The 17,184-nt window shown below is 27.4% G+C and carries 12 protein-coding genes and 1 tRNA gene; 6 read left to right on the top strand and 7 right to left on the bottom strand.

The window, feature by feature from the left end; all coding sequences use genetic code 4:
• Nucleotides 1-81: 81 nt before the first annotated feature.
• The 5 genes from SAM46_RS00240 to SAM46_RS00220 all read right to left on the bottom strand — a co-directional run bounded on the left by SAM46_RS00240 (nt 82) and on the right by SAM46_RS00220 (nt 6,703).
• Nucleotides 82-157 (bottom strand) — tRNA-Thr (locus tag SAM46_RS00240).
• Between the two features lie 49 nt (nt 158-206).
• Nucleotides 207-1,067 (bottom strand): 3'-5' exonuclease, encoded by an 861-nt coding sequence (locus SAM46_RS00235; RefSeq protein WP_078747241.1) that lies wholly within the window; start codon nt 1,065-1,067, stop codon nt 207-209.
• Complete coding sequence (ffh, locus tag SAM46_RS00230) at nt 1,068-2,426, bottom strand: signal recognition particle protein (RefSeq protein WP_078747240.1); 1,359 nt, start codon at nt 2,424-2,426, stop codon at nt 1,068-1,070.
• A 57-nt stretch (nt 2,427-2,483) separates the two neighbouring features.
• Nucleotides 2,484-4,562, bottom strand: a complete 2,079-nt coding sequence (locus SAM46_RS00225) for a variable surface lipoprotein (protein ID WP_078747239.1) — start codon at nt 4,560-4,562, stop codon at nt 2,484-2,486.
• A 182-nt stretch (nt 4,563-4,744) separates the two neighbouring features.
• On the bottom strand, nt 4,745-6,703 hold the full coding sequence (locus tag SAM46_RS00220; RefSeq protein WP_318635598.1) for a hypothetical protein: 1,959 nt from the start codon (nt 6,701-6,703) through the stop codon (nt 4,745-4,747).
• Nucleotides 6,704-6,876: 173 nt separating this feature from the next.
• Between SAM46_RS00220 and SAM46_RS00215 the strand changes: the two genes are divergently transcribed.
• The 4 genes from SAM46_RS00215 (at nt 6,877) to SAM46_RS00200 (ending at nt 11,107) form a co-directional block, all read left to right on the top strand.
• Nucleotides 6,877-7,803, top strand: coding sequence for an RluA family pseudouridine synthase (locus SAM46_RS00215; RefSeq protein WP_078747237.1), 927 nt, complete (start codon nt 6,877-6,879; stop codon nt 7,801-7,803).
• Nucleotides 7,804-7,811: 8 nt separating this feature from the next.
• Nucleotides 7,812-8,846, top strand: a complete 1,035-nt coding sequence (locus tag SAM46_RS00210; RefSeq protein ID WP_078747236.1) for a hypothetical protein — start codon at nt 7,812-7,814, stop codon at nt 8,844-8,846.
• Nucleotides 8,847-8,890: 44 nt separating this feature from the next.
• Nucleotides 8,891-9,691 (top strand): YgjP-like metallopeptidase domain-containing protein, encoded by an 801-nt coding sequence (locus tag SAM46_RS00205; protein ID WP_078747235.1) that lies wholly within the window; start codon nt 8,891-8,893, stop codon nt 9,689-9,691.
• Between the two features lie 99 nt (nt 9,692-9,790).
• Complete coding sequence (locus SAM46_RS00200) at nt 9,791-11,107, top strand: aldehyde dehydrogenase family protein (RefSeq protein WP_078747234.1); 1,317 nt, start codon at nt 9,791-9,793, stop codon at nt 11,105-11,107.
• A 171-nt stretch (nt 11,108-11,278) separates the two neighbouring features.
• On the opposite strand, the gene SAM46_RS00195 is transcribed toward SAM46_RS00200, so the two are convergent.
• Nucleotides 11,279-12,925 (bottom strand): IS1634 family transposase, encoded by a 1,647-nt coding sequence (locus SAM46_RS00195; RefSeq protein ID WP_318635597.1) that lies wholly within the window; start codon nt 12,923-12,925, stop codon nt 11,279-11,281.
• A 200-nt stretch (nt 12,926-13,125) separates the two neighbouring features.
• Entirely contained in the window at nt 13,126-15,510 is a 2,385-nt protein-coding gene (locus SAM46_RS00190; RefSeq protein ID WP_078747267.1) for a phosphoketolase family protein, read from the bottom strand.
• Between the two features lie 234 nt (nt 15,511-15,744).
• Between SAM46_RS00190 and SAM46_RS00185 the strand changes: the two genes are divergently transcribed.
• Nucleotides 15,745-16,584 (top strand): HAD hydrolase family protein, encoded by an 840-nt coding sequence (locus tag SAM46_RS00185; protein ID WP_078747268.1) that lies wholly within the window; start codon nt 15,745-15,747, stop codon nt 16,582-16,584.
• 100 nt (nt 16,585-16,684) lie between these two features.
• Entirely contained in the window at nt 16,685-17,101 is a 417-nt protein-coding gene (locus SAM46_RS00180; protein ID WP_159442412.1) for a Dps family protein, read from the top strand.
• The last annotated feature ends 83 nt before the right edge of the window (nt 17,102-17,184 follow it).

Here is a 17,184-nt window from a genome sequence, read left to right as displayed (position 1 = left end):
TTTATCACAAGTTACTTTTCTTATAAAATCTCTAAAAATTAAAGGCAATAAAAATTTTTATCAAATATCATTTTTATTATATGGTGCCGACAACTGGACTCGAACCAGCGACCCCTTCCTTACCATGGAAGTGCTCTACCTGCTGAGCTATGACGGCATATATAAGCTGCATTAATATTTTATCAAACTAGCTTATATTTAGGTATTTATTTTAATATTTTTTGTTCTTTCAAAAATGTTAAAAATGTATCAAATGAAATAATGATTTTATTTAAAGATTTAGCTTTTTTGTATTTAGTAGTTGGAGCATTATTCATCTGACCAACTACTAAATAAGAAGTAGATAAAATAACATTATTTTGCACAATTCCACCATTTTGTTTTATTACTTGAATAATACTTTCCCTTGAATAAGGCATATCACCAGTAAGCACAATATTGAATTGTGCTAATTTATCTGATTTTTCATTTAATGAAATAAGTTTTGGTTTATTTTCAAATGTATAAGGCTTATCAAAATGGTAAGAATATTGTTCCTTAGACTTTGTTGATTTTATATTACCTAATTCTTGGTAAACCATTCAAGTACATAAAACATCTTGCATCGCTCTGTGATTTTGCTCTTCAGAATATTCTATTCCAAAATAAGAACAAACATTGCCTAATTTATTTCTACTTAGAGACAATTTCTCTCTAGCTAGAGCTAAAGTATCAATAGCTTCATTTGTTATTTCTTTACCAATTGAAATAATAGAATGATAATTTAAAAATGGTAAATCAAAACTTTTGATATTATGTCCGATTAATGTGAAGTCTTGAATGAAATTGTTAAATTCATTCATTACTTGTTCAATATTAGGTTGATTAAGCAACATATCTGAAGTAATATGTGTTTTTCTACTTATAAATTCAGGTAATTCACCTTTAATAGATACTAAAGTAGAAAATTGATCAACTATTTTTCCGTCTATTACTTTAATAGCTGATATTTCTGTTATTTCATTTTCTTTTGGATTTAATCCTGTTGTTTCAATATCTAAAACAATAAATTTATTTTCTTTATTCAATTAGAATAATCCGCCCATTCCACCGAAACCGCCAAATCCTCCAGTTTTCTTGAAGTTATTTGCCATTTCTGTCATTTTTTTGCTCATCATTTCAAATTCATTTAATAATTTATTATATTCTTGGGCACTTCTTCCACTACCTTTTAAGATTCTTTCTTTTCTTGAAGCTTGTTTTAATAATTTAGGATTTTTTCTTTCTTTTTTAGTCATTGATGACATCAAGATTTGATATAGTTGCATTTTTTCTTCAGCTTTTTCAATTTCAGCTTCATCTATTTTTCCAGCAATGTTTCCCGGTAACATTTTAAGAATTTTAGAAAACTTACCTAATTGTTTCATTTGTTTAATTTGTTCCATTAAGTCATCTAAAGTAAAGTTTCCAGAAAAAATTCTTTCTACCATATTTTTAGCTTTATCTTCATCAATGTTTTCAGATGCATGCTCAATTAGCGTCATAACATCACCCATTCCAAGAATTCTTTCTGCCATTCTTTGTGGGTGGAAAAGTTCTAGATTAGAAGTTTTTTCTCCAGTACCAATAAATCTAATCGGAATATTAAGTACTTGTCTTAAGCTTAAAGCAGCTCCACCACGAGCATCTGAATCTAATTTAGTAATAATAACACCTGTAAGCTTTAATTTTTCGTGGAATGTAGAAGCTACATTGATAATGTCTTGTCCGCTAAGTGCATCTGCTACAAAGAAAATTTCATCTGGATGTGCTATTTTTTTGATATTAGCTAATTCATCCATTAATTTTTCATCAATTGCTAATCTACCAGCAGTATCAATTATGATTAAATCATTTTTATTTTCTTGAGCTTGTTTTAAAGCATTTTGAACAATTTCCTCAGCAGGAACATTAACACCTTGTTCAAAATAATCAACTTGAATACCTTTAGCTAAAGTAACTAATTGGTCAACGGCAGCTGGACGATAAATATCAGCAGCCACTACTAAAGGATTAGAAATATGTTTTTTCTTTCTTAAGTAGTAAGCTAATTTAGCTGTAGCTGTAGTTTTACCTGAACCTTGTAATCCACACATCATGACAATATATGGTTTCTTTTCAATCTTGACTTCTTTTGTTTCTTTTCCAAGTACATTGATTAATTCATCTCTGAAAATTTTAATCATTGATTGTGAAGGATTTAATCTCCCAATAATTCTTCCTTCTTCTAAAGCTTTTGCTTTTACATTATTAACAAATTCCTTAACGACTCTTAAGTTAACATCAGCTTCTAATAAAGCCATTTTAACTTCACGAGTTACTTCTTGAATATCTTCTTCATTTAAGGTAGTTTTCTTAGCCATTTTAGCTAAGCTTTTTTGCATTCTTTTTTCTAAAAAATCTAACATAAAACTATTATACAATAAGGTAAGAAAAATATGGATTTTGTGTCCATATTTTCTATCTTAATTTTCAGTACTTGATACAGGTTCTGGTTCCATATTAGTTGTAACATGTGGTTCAAGTTGTTCTTCTATTAATTTAATACTAAATTTATATGTATTAGCTGATAAAACATTTTTTGGTTTTTTACTTGTTCCTTGATTTTCTCCTAGATAAAAACTTCCAGTAATAATTTTGTTTTCTTTATCATATTGAACTTTAACAAATTTGCTAAATGAATTTTTAAAAATAGGATTGTTTGCAGGAACTAGTCTATATTTCTTGTGGTCTTTGAATAAATCAGCAAAACTTGCAATTCTAACACTTTCTACAGCACTATTTTTAGGTATATTTGATTCAACTACATTACTTTTAATTTCAACTTGTGGTGAATATTTACCATATGCTTTCCCTCCTGGAAGTAATGTTTCTTCTATATTTTGAATATCTTCTGCTGATAATTCAACCTCAACATTTAATTTTGGAGCAATTGTTTTCATAAATTCATCTAATGCACCTGATTCAGCTGTTGGTTTTGGTTTTTCTATTGGTGTACTTTCGCTTGCATCAAATTTAAAGCCAGAAAACATTAAAGTAATAATTCCGGTTTGCTGTTCTTGTGGTACAGTTGCTCCAATAGCACTTTTTAGAAGTAATCAGTTTACAATTTCTCCTTCTTTTAATGTTGGCATACTTAATTGAACTTTTACTTCTAAAACATTACTATTTTCAGGCATAACAGGATTTCTTTTAATAGTTACACTTTGTACTGTTGGATTTATTTCTTTGAATCATTCATCATTTATTGCTAATTCATAATCACCACTTTTTGTAGGTAATTTTTCTGCAGTAACTTTAAGAGCTTCTTGCATTATTTCTTTAGTTAATTCTTTTCCAGTTACTTCGTTTAAAGCAGTTTTTTTAGTTGCTTGTAGAATTTTCTCTGTATCAAATCCTAATACATGATCTGTTGCAAATAATGTTCTATATGCTGCTGGTGCTATTTTTATTTTAGGTAAATTACTTAATTTAATTAAATCTTCTTCTTTTACTTTTGCTGCTTGAGTTTCATCATTTAAATTAATATTTAATTCATTTATTCCCTTATACATCACATAATCACTATCACTTAATCCAGCAGGATATACGTAAGGTAAAATTGATGCTGTTCCTTTTAAAACATCTCAATCTCAAATAACATATGTTGCTTTAACTAAGTCGTTATTAGTTTTTAAGCTTAAATATTTTTCTAATACATCAGCTTTGTATTCACCATTCAAATATTTAGCAGCATTAGATGTATAATCACTATCTGTTTCTTTTTCAATAAATACAGTGTTTTTATCAGCTTGTGCTAAAGTATTTGAAACTTGTATATCTTTTAATACATTAGTAAAGATTTCTTTAATTTTTGCTTCTGTTAGCATTCCATCAACAATATATTCTTCACTAAATTCTTTGTTAACTTCAGGGTATTGTATTTGACTTGCAACAAATGTTACAGTTACTTTGCCTTTTCCTTCTTTAATTAAATCATTAGCAGCATTTTTATCTTGTTCACTAGCTGTGTTAGAATTAATAACATCTTTTAGATTTGCTACAGTAATTGATTTCAATGTAACCTTGTTGTATTGATCGCTCGTTTCAAAAGTAGCTGGTTGTACCATTTCTTTTGTTAATAATTGTGGATAAATTCTATCCTTATATTGAGTTTGTAATACAACTTGTAATTCTTTTAAATATGTATCTTTAAATCTTTCAGGTGTTAATGCAAGCAATGTACTTCTAGCTTGAATTAAATTTGTCATATTAGTAATAAAAGCACTTGTATCTTCAATACTTTTATCAACTTTTTCTTTTATAATATCTTGCTTGTTGATTAATTCATTATTAGCAGTAATTTTGCTATTAATTACAGCTTTATATGCTTCTACATCATTAGCACTTTGTAATAATTGTGTTAATTCAGTATTTTTATTCTCTAGTTGTTTTTTAGCTTCCGCTAATTGCTTGGCTGAATTATCACATGATGCAGCTATTGTAGGTACAATTGCTACAATAACACTACTTAATCCAAAAATTAATTTACTTTTTAACTTCATATTTCTCCTTGATATTTCACTTTAATTATATTTTTTTCTCGGCTGGATATCATGCTGTTCCACAAATTAGCAAAATATAATAATTTTTAATATTTAATTATTTCAATATTGATTTTTACTAATTCATTGTGGAAATCACTTTCCTAAAATAATTAAAAAATGCGGAATAAATCCGCACATTTCTAATTTTCTTGTAAAACTAATTTAATAGTTCCTTTGTATGATTTATCTGATAATTTGTATTCAGGTTCTCTTCTAGTACCAACATTTTGTGCTAGTTTTGCTTCATATGAAATTGTTTTTGTTTCTTTATTATATTTAACACTGAAATATTTAGATAAAAGTGTTCTACCCTTTCATTGATATATTGTTCTCTTAACTGGGACAAGTGTATAATCGGTTTCTCCTAATAATGTTGCAAAATTATATAGCGAAACTTTTTCAACATCATTATTTTTAGGAATGCTTGTGGTTGCTTGGTTTTTTGATATTTCAATTTGAGCACCGTATTTACCATATGCTTTACCTTCTTTTAATAAAGTTTCTTCAGCATTTTTTAATTCATCAGCACTTAATTTAACTTCAACATTAAGTTTGTCAGCTTTGTCTTCCATGAATTTATCCATTTCATTTACATAAACTGACTTTTTAAGATTATTTACTTCAAATGAAAATCTTCCAACTTTATTAGTATCATCTAATATTGAACCATATTGTCCATTGGCTAAAATATAATTGTAAACATTTTTATCATTAGCATTTTGTTTTAATGAAATTTCAACATTTACAATAGCTTTTTCTTTATCATTTTCTTCAGCTGCTACTAAGTCAACAGAAGTAACTTTTAAATTGTATAAATCACTGAATTTATTTTCTTTAAAGTTATAAAATAATGAACCTTTCTTAATAGAAGCACTATTAGATAATTCCATTGTTTGTTGAACAATTGCAGGTGTTAAGTCTTTCCCTTCGAGATCACCCATAGAACTTTTACCGGTTGCTTTTAGTACTTTTTCTTCATTAAGATCTAAAGCATGTTGCATATTTAAAAATGTAGGGAATGCTAAAGGCGATATTAGTACTTTAGGTAAATTAGAGATTGTAAATTCTTCAGCACCTTTTGGATCTTGTACAGGATTAGGACTAAGTTCCAATTCATTTTTCCCTTTATACATTAAATATGGTACATTACTTTGTGGGAATTTAAATGAAACACCAAAATTTACTCTTACTGAGTTATTATTTCTATCAACTTGTTTAACAGACATTGCTCAATCTAAGTTTTGATTATGTATGTTAATGTTAATATAACCATCATCAGCTAATTTGTTGTAATCATAATCTCATCTTAATAATGAATCAAAAGTAGCATTTGTCTTTTGTTCAAGATATAGAACACCATTTTCATAAGGTTTTGTTGTATCTACCTTAAATGTTTTAAGTTCCTCAGCAAATGTCTTTTTAATATCTTCAAGCTTCATTAATTCAGATACTTCAAAGTCTACTTCAAAATCTTTACCAATTGTTGGATATAAACTTTGTTGAATTCTTAAAGTTGCATGAACTTTAGTTTTCCCTTCTTCTACATAAGCCTTTTCATTCTTTGATGAACCATAGGATTTTGCATATTTTGCATAAGGTTTTTCGACTCTAAACCCTTGTGGTTTAACAATAATTTCTGTAACATCATCTACTTTAATATGATCAAAATCTTCAGGCATTAATGTTTCAGGTATTAATTTTCCTTTTTGTTGATTTTTAATCATCGGATTGTGGTTTTTTAAATAAGTTGTTTTAAATGATTCTAAAGTTAAAGCATTAATTGCTTTTCTGCTTGAAATTAATTCCTTAATATGTTCAAGAAATTCCTTATTCGCCTTATTTTGTGAATTAATTGCATCTTCTGGAACATCTTTACTCTCTAATAATGCTTTTGATGTAGCAATATATTTATCTAAATTAGCTTTGTATTCTGTAGCATCTTTTACATCATTTTCAGTTGCTAATTTAACCATTTGCTCATATTGTTTAGTTAATGTTTTTGTTCCATCTTCATGCCCACATTGTGCAGCCACAAGTGGAGCAGTAGTTAATAATATTGTTCCTGTTGTTAAAAGAAACATAGATTTTTTCAATTTCATATTCGTTCTCCTTTTTATTCGATGATGTTATTATAAATATTTTTTTGTCTTGAAAATAAAATTTCTAAAATAGACAAAATTTTTGATTTTGCGTAAAATTTATTCTTTATCTTTCTTTTTTATAGATAAATATCAATCTTTATAAAATAACAAAAAACTATATAATTCATTTTATGAAAGAAATAGAAGTAAAATATAGCGAAAGATTAGATAAATATGTATCTAATAATTCCGATATATCTCGTAATGATATCAAGACGCTTGTCGAACAACATTGTGTTTATGTTGATGATATCTTGGTTAATAAACCAAAATTCACAGTTCGTGAAGGACAAATAATTAAAATTACCAAAATTCTTGATAAAGAAATCAAGATTGAACCAAAGGAAATGGAGCTTGAAATTCTTTATGATGATGAATATTTATGTGTAATTAATAAACCTAGTGGATTAACTGTTCACCCTGCGCCCGGTCATTATGATGATACATTGGTTAATGGTCTTCTTTACCATTTTAAAAATAATTTATCAAATGAAAATGGATTATTAAGACCTGGAATTGTGCATAGAATTGATAAGGATACTAGTGGATTATTAGTTATTGCAAAAACTAATGAAGCACATAATTTACTTGCTGATATGTTTGCAACTCATAGTATTAAAAGATCTTATTTAGCAATATGTGATGGAATAATTGAAAATTCAAAATTAAAATTAATTCTTCCAATCGGACGTTCAGCTAAAGATAGATTAAAAATGGAAGTTACAAATCATAATTCCAAACCAGCAGTTACTTATGTCACATTACTAAAAGGGTTTTATATTGATGGATTACCAAAATCACTTGTTAAATGTGAATTAGAAACTGGAAGAACACACCAAATCAGAGTTCATATGGCACATATTAAAAATCCTGTTTACGGTGATCCTGTTTATAATAAAGCAATTGATGATAAGGGTCAAAGATTGCATGCTTACAAATTAACTTTTAAACACCCAGTTACAGGAAAAGAAATGTTATTCTTTTCAAAACCGCCAAAAGAATTTAATGTTGCAGATTTCGATTTTGATGCATTCATTAAATCAGAAAGTCAAAATTAGGAGGTAATATGTTTGTTGATAAGAAAAATATAAATTTAAATAATTTCTCATCTCAAGAATCAATATTTGATAAATATAAAAAACAATTTACATTTTGAGTTTGAGTATGATTTGCTTCACTTTTATTAGTATTACTATTACAATTAAGTGTATTTATTCTTTATGGTGTATTTTCTAAACCATATGTAACAGAAGGAATATATGTAAAAGGTTCTCCTACTTATACAGCTATTCATTCCCAATTACACGGGGCTGGAGCTTCTGCTTCTGCAATTGATGGTTATAGACAAGGTATGCTAATATGAAATATGCTTTATAATGCAATATTTATTGTTATATTCGTATATATGTTAGTTATGCTTGTTAAAGCATTTATTAATATTTCTAAGAAAAAAGACTTCACAACATTCCCGCTTGCTTTGAATACTTGAACATTCTTTTTAGGCTTATTCAGTATTTTCTCATTATTCCAATATGCTACAGAAAACAATAGTGCGGTGCAAGATTATGTAAAATCTTACTTAGCAATCTTTATTATCAATATTATTTTTGCTACTTTAAACATTGTTATTTGAATCATTCCTGCTAGACAAGTTAAAGCATTAATTACCATTTCAGCTAGATATGCTAATCATAAATTTATGATGGAATTTCAAGAAAGATACTCACAAATGCTTAAAAGTGGAATTAATCCTTTTGAAGCTTTAAGTGCAGCTGCAGGTGCTGGTTCAATGGCTGATGGATTCGGTATGAATCAAAGCGATCAACAACCTTTATATGAATCTCATCAAGAATCAAAAAATAAAAATGAGACATTAAAAGAACAAGTTTCAAATGCTGATTTAGAAAAACAAAAATACATTGATCAATTAATGCAAATGCCAAATTCTCAATTATTCCAAATGGCTCAAATCTTAAACATTTCTGGATATGAAGATATGTCTAAACAAGAATTAGTTTCATTAATATATAATTACACAAAGCAAGCAGAAAAAGCTTACAAAACTGTTCAAGACGATTTAAATAAAGAAGAAAATAAGTAGTTTAAAAAGCTACTTTTTTATTCCGATTTCGTTAAAATATCTATATGCCTATTCAAATAGATAATAATAAGATATATAAAATTACAGTTAATGATAAAGATTTCTTTTATAGATTAAAGGATGCAGATACAATTCATTTCAAAAATCCTAATAAATCTTTTTATCTCTTAACAACAAATAACTTTGAAAATATACCTGTTTACATTAGACCTTCTAAATTTAATTCATTAGAAGAAGTAGAACAATGCTTAAAAGAATATATTTTAAAGAACTATCCACACTTTTATACTTTGGAAGATTGAAAAAACTGGTTTTATTATTTAGGTCAAAAATTATATTTTACATATAAAAGCTCTGGTACTGTAATAATTAGACTTTCAGACAATGATAAGATATTTGATATTTTCAATTGCTTACCAAATAAACAAGATGATAATCAATATATTTGTAAACAAGTTAGATCTTTTCTGAGCAAAAAATTTTTAGAATTAATTAAAGAAATATCAAAAGAAATTTCTCAATTTTATAATACTGAATATATAGTTCCATCAATAAAATTAAATATTTCTAGCTATTTAGGAATTTGTAAATATCGTACAGATTCTGGCGAATGTGATATTAATTATAATTTTGATTTATCCGTTTTTCCAATTCATGTTGTCTCTTATGTTGTTGCACACGAGATATCACACTCAATTACTATAGGACAAAAACATAATAAAGTATTTTGAAATACAGTTGCTAAATATTGTCCTAATTACTTAATTTATAAAGATTCATTGAAAACACTAGATAAATGATTTAATCTTATTACATCGCAAAATGATGATAATCATTCAAAATAATAATTAAGTCTACTAATAGACTTTTTTTATTAATTTTGTCCCTTTATAATGAAAAATAAAAATATATCTTTTATTAATTGATAATATATAATTTTTATTATGAAAACAAAAGTAATAAAAAACACACTAAAAAAACTAAAAAATGAAATTTTTGCAAAAAAAGAAGAGATTTATAAAGCTTTAGCTCAAGACTTAAATAAGTCAATTAATGAAGTTGAACTAACAGAAATTTTACCTATTATAAATGAAATTAATTACTATCTTCGAAATCTAAATAAATGAGCTAAACCTAAAAAAGTCTCAACACCTTTATCTTTAGCATTTGGTAAATCATATATTTATCATAAACCTTACGGAACAGTTGTAATACTAACACCTTGAAATTATCCATTTAATCTTTCTTTTATTCCGATTATTAATGCTTATGGTGCTGGTAATAATGTATTAATTAAATTGCCTGAAAGAGTTCCTAATACATCTCAAGTAATATCTAATATTATTAAATCAGTATTCCAAAATAATGAAGTAGATATTATAAATGGTGGTGTAGAAGAAATTAATCAAGCGATAGATAATAAAGCTGATTTTGTTTTTTTCACAGGTTCTCAACGTGTAGGAAATTTAGTATATCAAAGAGCTTCTAAAAAAATGATACCTTGCATTCTTGAATTAGGAGGAAAAAATCCAACCATTATTACCAGTACAGCTAATATTAAATCTGCTGCATGAAATATTCTATTTTCTAAAATTATGAATGCTGGCCAAACTTGCTTAGCACCTGATCATTTATATATTCACTCATCTATTAAAGAACAATTTATCAAGGAAATAAATGAATCTTTAAATTTACTATTATCAAAAAATCTAGATGAAAAACAACTAGCAAGAGTTGTAGATGGTTCAATGGAACAAAGACTTATTAATTTTAATTCTAATTTATTCAGCCCAGAAGTACTTCAAAAATTATCTATTATTGAAATAAATGAAAATGATAAATTAATGAGCGAAGAGATATTTGGTCCAATATTACCTTATATGATATTTGATGATCTTGATAAATTAGTTGAACAAAAATTAATGGATAAAGAAAAACCACTAGCTATTTATTTATATAGTAACAATAAAAAGGATTTTGAATTAATTCAAAATACTCTTGATACAGGAAGTTTAATAATTAATTCAAATTCTAAATTTATTTACAATAGTAAGTTGCCTTTTGGTGGGATTAAACAAAGTGGTATTGGAAGATATCATGGTAAAACGGGATTTGAAACATTTTCGTATGAACAAATAGTTTATAAAGGTTCTAAAATTCAATTTATATCTTCTGAAAAAATGACAGATATTCTGATTAGTAAAGAACCACACTGAATTATTAAGCTTATAAATAAATTAAAAAAATCTTTTAATCATTAAAACTAATATAAACACTCACTCTAACATTATTAGAGTGAGTATATTTTATTTAATTTATTTATCTGTGTATAGCTTTACATTTGAATAATTTTCCTGAGTTTCCAAGTTAAATAATATTAAAAATCATACAATCCTACAAAATAGAGCTGTATGATTTTTTAATCATAAAAATTACATACATAAAATATTATTTAATGCTTTGTTTACAATTTCATAATCTGATTTATTATCAGAGCTTTTATTTATAAATGTTTTTCTAACAATTTGATTATTTACCAATTCTTCAACCATAACAGCTGATTTTATTGATTCAATTAATCTATTATTTGTAAATTTATCAATTACTCCATATTTATGTAAATATTCATTAACTTTATATAAAGAGTATTTTAAAACTACTAGAGCTAAAAAACATAATACAAAGTGTCCTCGAATATGTTTATCGTTTCACACATAAATTGGTCTAACATCAAGTGAGCTTTTTAATGTTCTGAAGTTTTCTTCTATTTGTCATTGTTTATGATAAATATTTTTTATTTCCTCAGGTGATAAGTCCATTCTTGAAGTTTCATATACATAAATACCATCAAATTTCTTATCTTGTTCAATCTTTTCATAATTAAGAACAAAATTTATAGAGTCATTTGTTTTAAAGAACTTATATTTTTTAATTCCTATTAAATCTTCACCTTTAACAACACCATTTTTGTTTTGTTTTTTAATGAAGTTATTAATTAAAACATCTCTGTCAGCTTTATCTTTTTTAGCTCTTTTTTCACTGAAAGTTACAATTCTTCTTCTTTTATGTCCATTTAATCTCTTTTTATTTCACATTGACGCATATTCTTGTTCTTTATATTTAAATTCACCATTTTCAATTCAATCACTTTCATTAAAAATATATTCTTTAAATTGATTTGAGCCAGCTTTTGCACAATATGAAATTATAAAATCAATTCCTAATTGCTCTAAAAATCTGATGTTTCTGTTTGAAGACATACCTCTATCAGCTATGATGGTGATATTTTTAACATCATAAGTTTGAGTCATTTTAATGATAAATGGAATCATAGTTGAAGCATCCATTGTATTACCTTTGAAAAGCTCAAAATGTATAGGAATACCATTTGAATTGTTGCCATGCCTAATACAACTTAATCCTCTTTGATTTTTTCCATCTTTAGAATAACCCGGAAATCTTAAACCATCTCTTTTGAAAGTTTCAAAATATACAGTTGATGAATCATAAAATACTAATTCAATTTCTCTTTTTGTCTTTTCAGAAATAACTTTGTTAACTCTTTTTAAAATGTCGACTTTATAATCATCGAGTAAATCTAAAACATTATAAAAAACTACTTTTTTTAAGCTTGATTTCACTGATGAAATCATCTTTTTATTGAATGTCTGAATAATGCTGTCAGCTTGTATGATTCTTGAGGAAATAAAATATTCCAATAATTGTTCTAGCTGTTTATGCTTGGTTTTAGGTAGTGAATTAAATATTTCTAATTCTTTTATAATTGAATATAAGTTTTGAATGCCATAGTTAACTAATCTATTTTCAAAATATCCATTATTTAAAGAATTAATTAATTGTTCTTTTACATATTCTTTTTCAGAGTCAATCGGAATCACCTTTGCATTTTGCTTTAATATATCCAATGCATTAGGATTTAATTTCTCAAGTTCTTCCAAATATCCTAAACCAACAATTCTTTTATATCCTTTTCCAAAACCTAAAGTTTTACAAACTGATAAATATATTTTGTCTTTGTTTTTACTTTTCATTATATGTAACTTAGCTTTGCTTTCCATATAATTATTATACCACTTTATGAATGTAATGAATATATAAAAAGTAAAAATTTTTTTGTTGTTTTATACTATGTATAAAAGGCGTCGAAAATTAAATAAAAAGAGCTTCCAACTTGGAAACTCAGGTCTGTGTATAGCTTTACATTTGAATAATTTTTATAAAAAACCTAACCCGTAGGTTAGGTAATAATAGAAATTAATTATTTATTAAGTCCTTCTCATTTTCAGAATCTAACTTCGTCAATATCAATTCCAACTTCTTTAATGTATCTGTTGTGGTATGCAATTTTTTCTTCCATTAAAGCTACAAAGTCGTGTGCTTTATCTTGTCCATATACTGCATTAGCTGCTGTAATTGACATGTGGAATCTATCCATTTCAGACATTAAACGAATATCGAATGATGTTGTAATATCTCCGTTTTCTCTGTAACCGTGAACAAATAAGTTGTGGTTTTTACGTGAGAAGAAGATATCACGAATTAATCCTTCAAATCCGTGGAAAGCAAATAGAACTGGTTTGTTTTCAGTGAAGATTGTATTGAATTCTTCATCACTTAATCCACGTGGATCAATACTTGGGTGACGTAGTCTTAATAAGTCAACTACATTAACAAATCTAATTTTTAGATCTGGGTAGTATTTATTAAGTATTGAAATTGTAGCAAGTGCTTCTAAGTTTGGTTCTGTACCTGAAGCAACTACAACAAGATCTGGTTCTTGACCTTCTTTAACTGTTGATGCTCAATCAATAACTTTAAGTCCTTTATCAACTAATTCTTGAGCTTCATCCATGTTGTAGAATTGATCTCTTGGTTGTTTTGAAGCAACGATTAAGTTAATAACATCTCTTTCAGCGAATGCTTTATCTAAAACTGCAAGTAATGAGTTTGAATCAGCTGGTAAGTATTCACGAATTAATTCAGGTTTCTTGTCAGCTAAGTGTCCTAAAATACCTGGGTCTTGGTGTGTATAACCGTTGTGGTCTTGTTGGAATGCTGTAGATGTAGCAATAACATTAAGAGATGGGTAATCTTTTCTTCATGAAATTTTACGTGCTTTAGCAACTCATTTCATGTGTTGTGTTAACATTGAGTCAACAACTCTTAAGAATGATTCATATGATGCAAAGAATCCGTGACGTCCTGTAAGAACATATCCTTCTAAGAATCCTTCTGCTTGGTGTTCTGAAAGTTGTGAGTCAATAACTCTTCCAACGGGTCCAACAGCTTCATCTAATTCAGCATCAACTCTTTCAAGTCATTGTCTGTTTGTTAATTTAAGTACTGCATATAATCTATTTGATTTTGTTTCATCTGGTCCAAATACTCTGAAGTTATCTGGGTTTCTCTTAATAACATCAGCAAATCATTTACCAGCGTTAACCATATCTTGGTCTTTTACTTCACCTGGTTTGTTAATTTCTAATCCAAATTCTCTTCAGTTTGGTAAGTTAAGAGCTCTAGGGTTTACACCACCATTTGTAATTGGTTGCATTGCCATTCTCATATCACCTTTTGGTGCAATTTCAGCATATTCAGCTTTGAATTTACCATTTGCATCAAATAATTCATGTGGACGATATGATTCTAATCATTGTTGTAATTCACCTAATAATTTTGGATTTTCTGATGTAACAGGAAGTGGAACTTGGTGTGATCTAAAGCTTCCTTCAAATGTTTCACCGTTAATTTGGTGTGGACATGTTCATCCTTTAGGTGTACGAACTACAAGTGCTGGTCAAATAGGTCTTGTTGCAACTTCAGCTGGTTTTTTTCTAGCTTCTGCTTGGATTTCTAAAATCTTTTCAACAGCTTTGTCAAATGCTTCAGCCATGATTGTATGAATACCTTCTTGGTCAAATACATTAGCTTCAACAAAGATAGCTTCTCATCCGTATCCTTTTAACATTGCAGAAATTTCTTCATCTGTTTTACGAGACATAATTGTTGGGTTTGAAATTTTTCCACCATTAATGTGAATAATTGGTAAAACAGCACCATCGTTTACAGGGTTAATAAATGATGTTGAGAATCATCCTGCTGCAAGAGGACCTGTTTCAGCTTCACCATCACCGATAACTGCAGCAGCAATTATGTTAGGGTTATCTAAAATAGCACCTGTTGCATGTGAAAGTGAGTAACCTAATTCACCACCTTCGTGAATTGAACCAGGTGTTTCAGGAGCAGCGTGAGAGGCTGTTCCACCAGGGAATGAGAATCTTTTACACATTTTTCTAATTCCATCTTCATCTTGTGTGATTTCTGGGAATAATTCTGTGTAACTTCCGTCTAGATATGAGTTTGAAATCATAACTTGTCCACCGTGTCCTGGTCCTTCAATGTAAAACATGTTTACACCGTATTTGTTAATTACCCGGTTTAAGTGAGCATAAATTAAGTTTTGTCCTGGGATTGTTCCTCAGTGACCGATTGGGTACATTTTAACGTCTTCAGCTTTTAAACCATCTTTCATAAGAGGGTTATTTCTTAAGTAGATTTGTGCTACTGAAAGATAGTTTGCTGCACGCCATCAAGCATGTACTTTATCTAAATATTGTTTTTCATCAAATAAAGTCTTTTTCATAATTTTCCTTTTAAAATTTCGTAATTTAACACATTAAGTTTAATGTACAAAAATTCCAACTCAATATGTAGCTATATTTTACATTTTTTTAATATTTTATACACTTAAAAAATAGTGCTTTTTATATTGCTAAAATAAGCATTTTAGCTAGAAAAAATGAATATATTTATTAATAAATATAGTTAAATTATTACTTTTCATTAGTATAATTTACACATAAATAAAGGAGTTTATATGAAAAAACCTGAAATTATTTTTATTGACCTTGATGGTACAACTTTAGATACACCTGAAAAAAAATTCTATGAACGTTCAGCTACTGCATATACTAAACAAGTTTTAACTGAATTAAATAAAAGTGTTCCAGTAGTTATAGCTACTGGTCGTGGTGTTTCAGAAAAAACTTCAGCTTTAGTTAAAGATTTAACGGGAACTGATACATATATTGCTTGAAACGGAACTAAAACTGTAGAAAATGGTGTAATTGTTAATGAAGAAATTATGGATAAAGAAGTTGCTCAAGAATTATTCAGCACCTTAGCCAAACATTTCTGTTTTATGATTTATAACTCAAATGTAAAAGAACAAGCATTTGTTAAAAACAGATTATTTAGATGATTTATGAATGGAAATGGAAAGTATTCTGCTAAATCATATAAAGAATACAAAAATGATTTTCCTGTATACAAAGTATTAGTATGAACATTAACTGGACACAAAATCAGAAGATTAGCTAAAAAATGAGAAAAAGAATTTGCTGGTAAATTAGAAATTGCTTTAACTGGCTCAAAAAATAATATTCTTGAAATTACAAAAGCAAATGTTTCTAAAGGCACAGAAGAAGTTCGTTACTGTTTATCAAAAGGAATTGACCCTAAAAATGCAATGCATATTGGAGACTCTTTAAATGATGCTTCAACTAAAGGAAAAATCGGAACTTTAGTAGCAATGAAAAACTCAGTTGATGAATTAAAAGCAATGGCTGATGATGTAACTGAATTCAATTGCAGCGAAAGCGGACTCGCTAAATACTTAGAACAATTTTTACCCGAAAAATCTCAAGATAATAAATAAGACAAAATACAAAAAAATTATTTTTATATGATTTTTGCATATATTAATAACTTTGATATGGTTTTTGTAAAATGATAAAATTATTATGAAAGAAGGTGTTATGAATAACAAACAAGATTTATTAAAATTACAAGCAAGTTTCTTAATATTACAAACTAAGGTTAAAAATTTTCACTGAAATCTAAAAGATAAAAACTTTTTTGAAATTCACGAACAATTAGACAAATTCTATGATGATGTATCTGAACAGCTAGATGCTTTAGCAGAAAAATTACTAATGCTTGATCACAATGCATTAGGAAGCTATAAAGATTCATTAGATTTATCATTAATACAAGAAGCTGAAACACAATATTATTCTGCTGCTCAAGTTTTCGAAGCTGTTGTTTATGATTTAGAAAAAATATTAGATTTTATCGGTAATATGAAAGATATTTCTTTCAGAGTGCAACCATTAATTGACGAAGTAGTTATTATGGTTGATACTTGACTATGAAAATTTAAAAAATCAATGTAATTGATTAGTTTATAATGAAATTCATTCGCTATTTCAACTTATAAAAATCTAATTGAAACCAACTTTTAATTTAATAAAATTAA

This window comes from Mycoplasmopsis verecunda, from assembly GCF_033546915.1.
GTDB classification, from domain to species: domain Bacteria; phylum Bacillota_I; class Bacilli_A; order Mycoplasmatales; family Metamycoplasmataceae; genus Mycoplasmopsis; species Mycoplasmopsis verecunda.
This window is presented reverse-complemented; position numbering and strand designations above follow the sequence as displayed.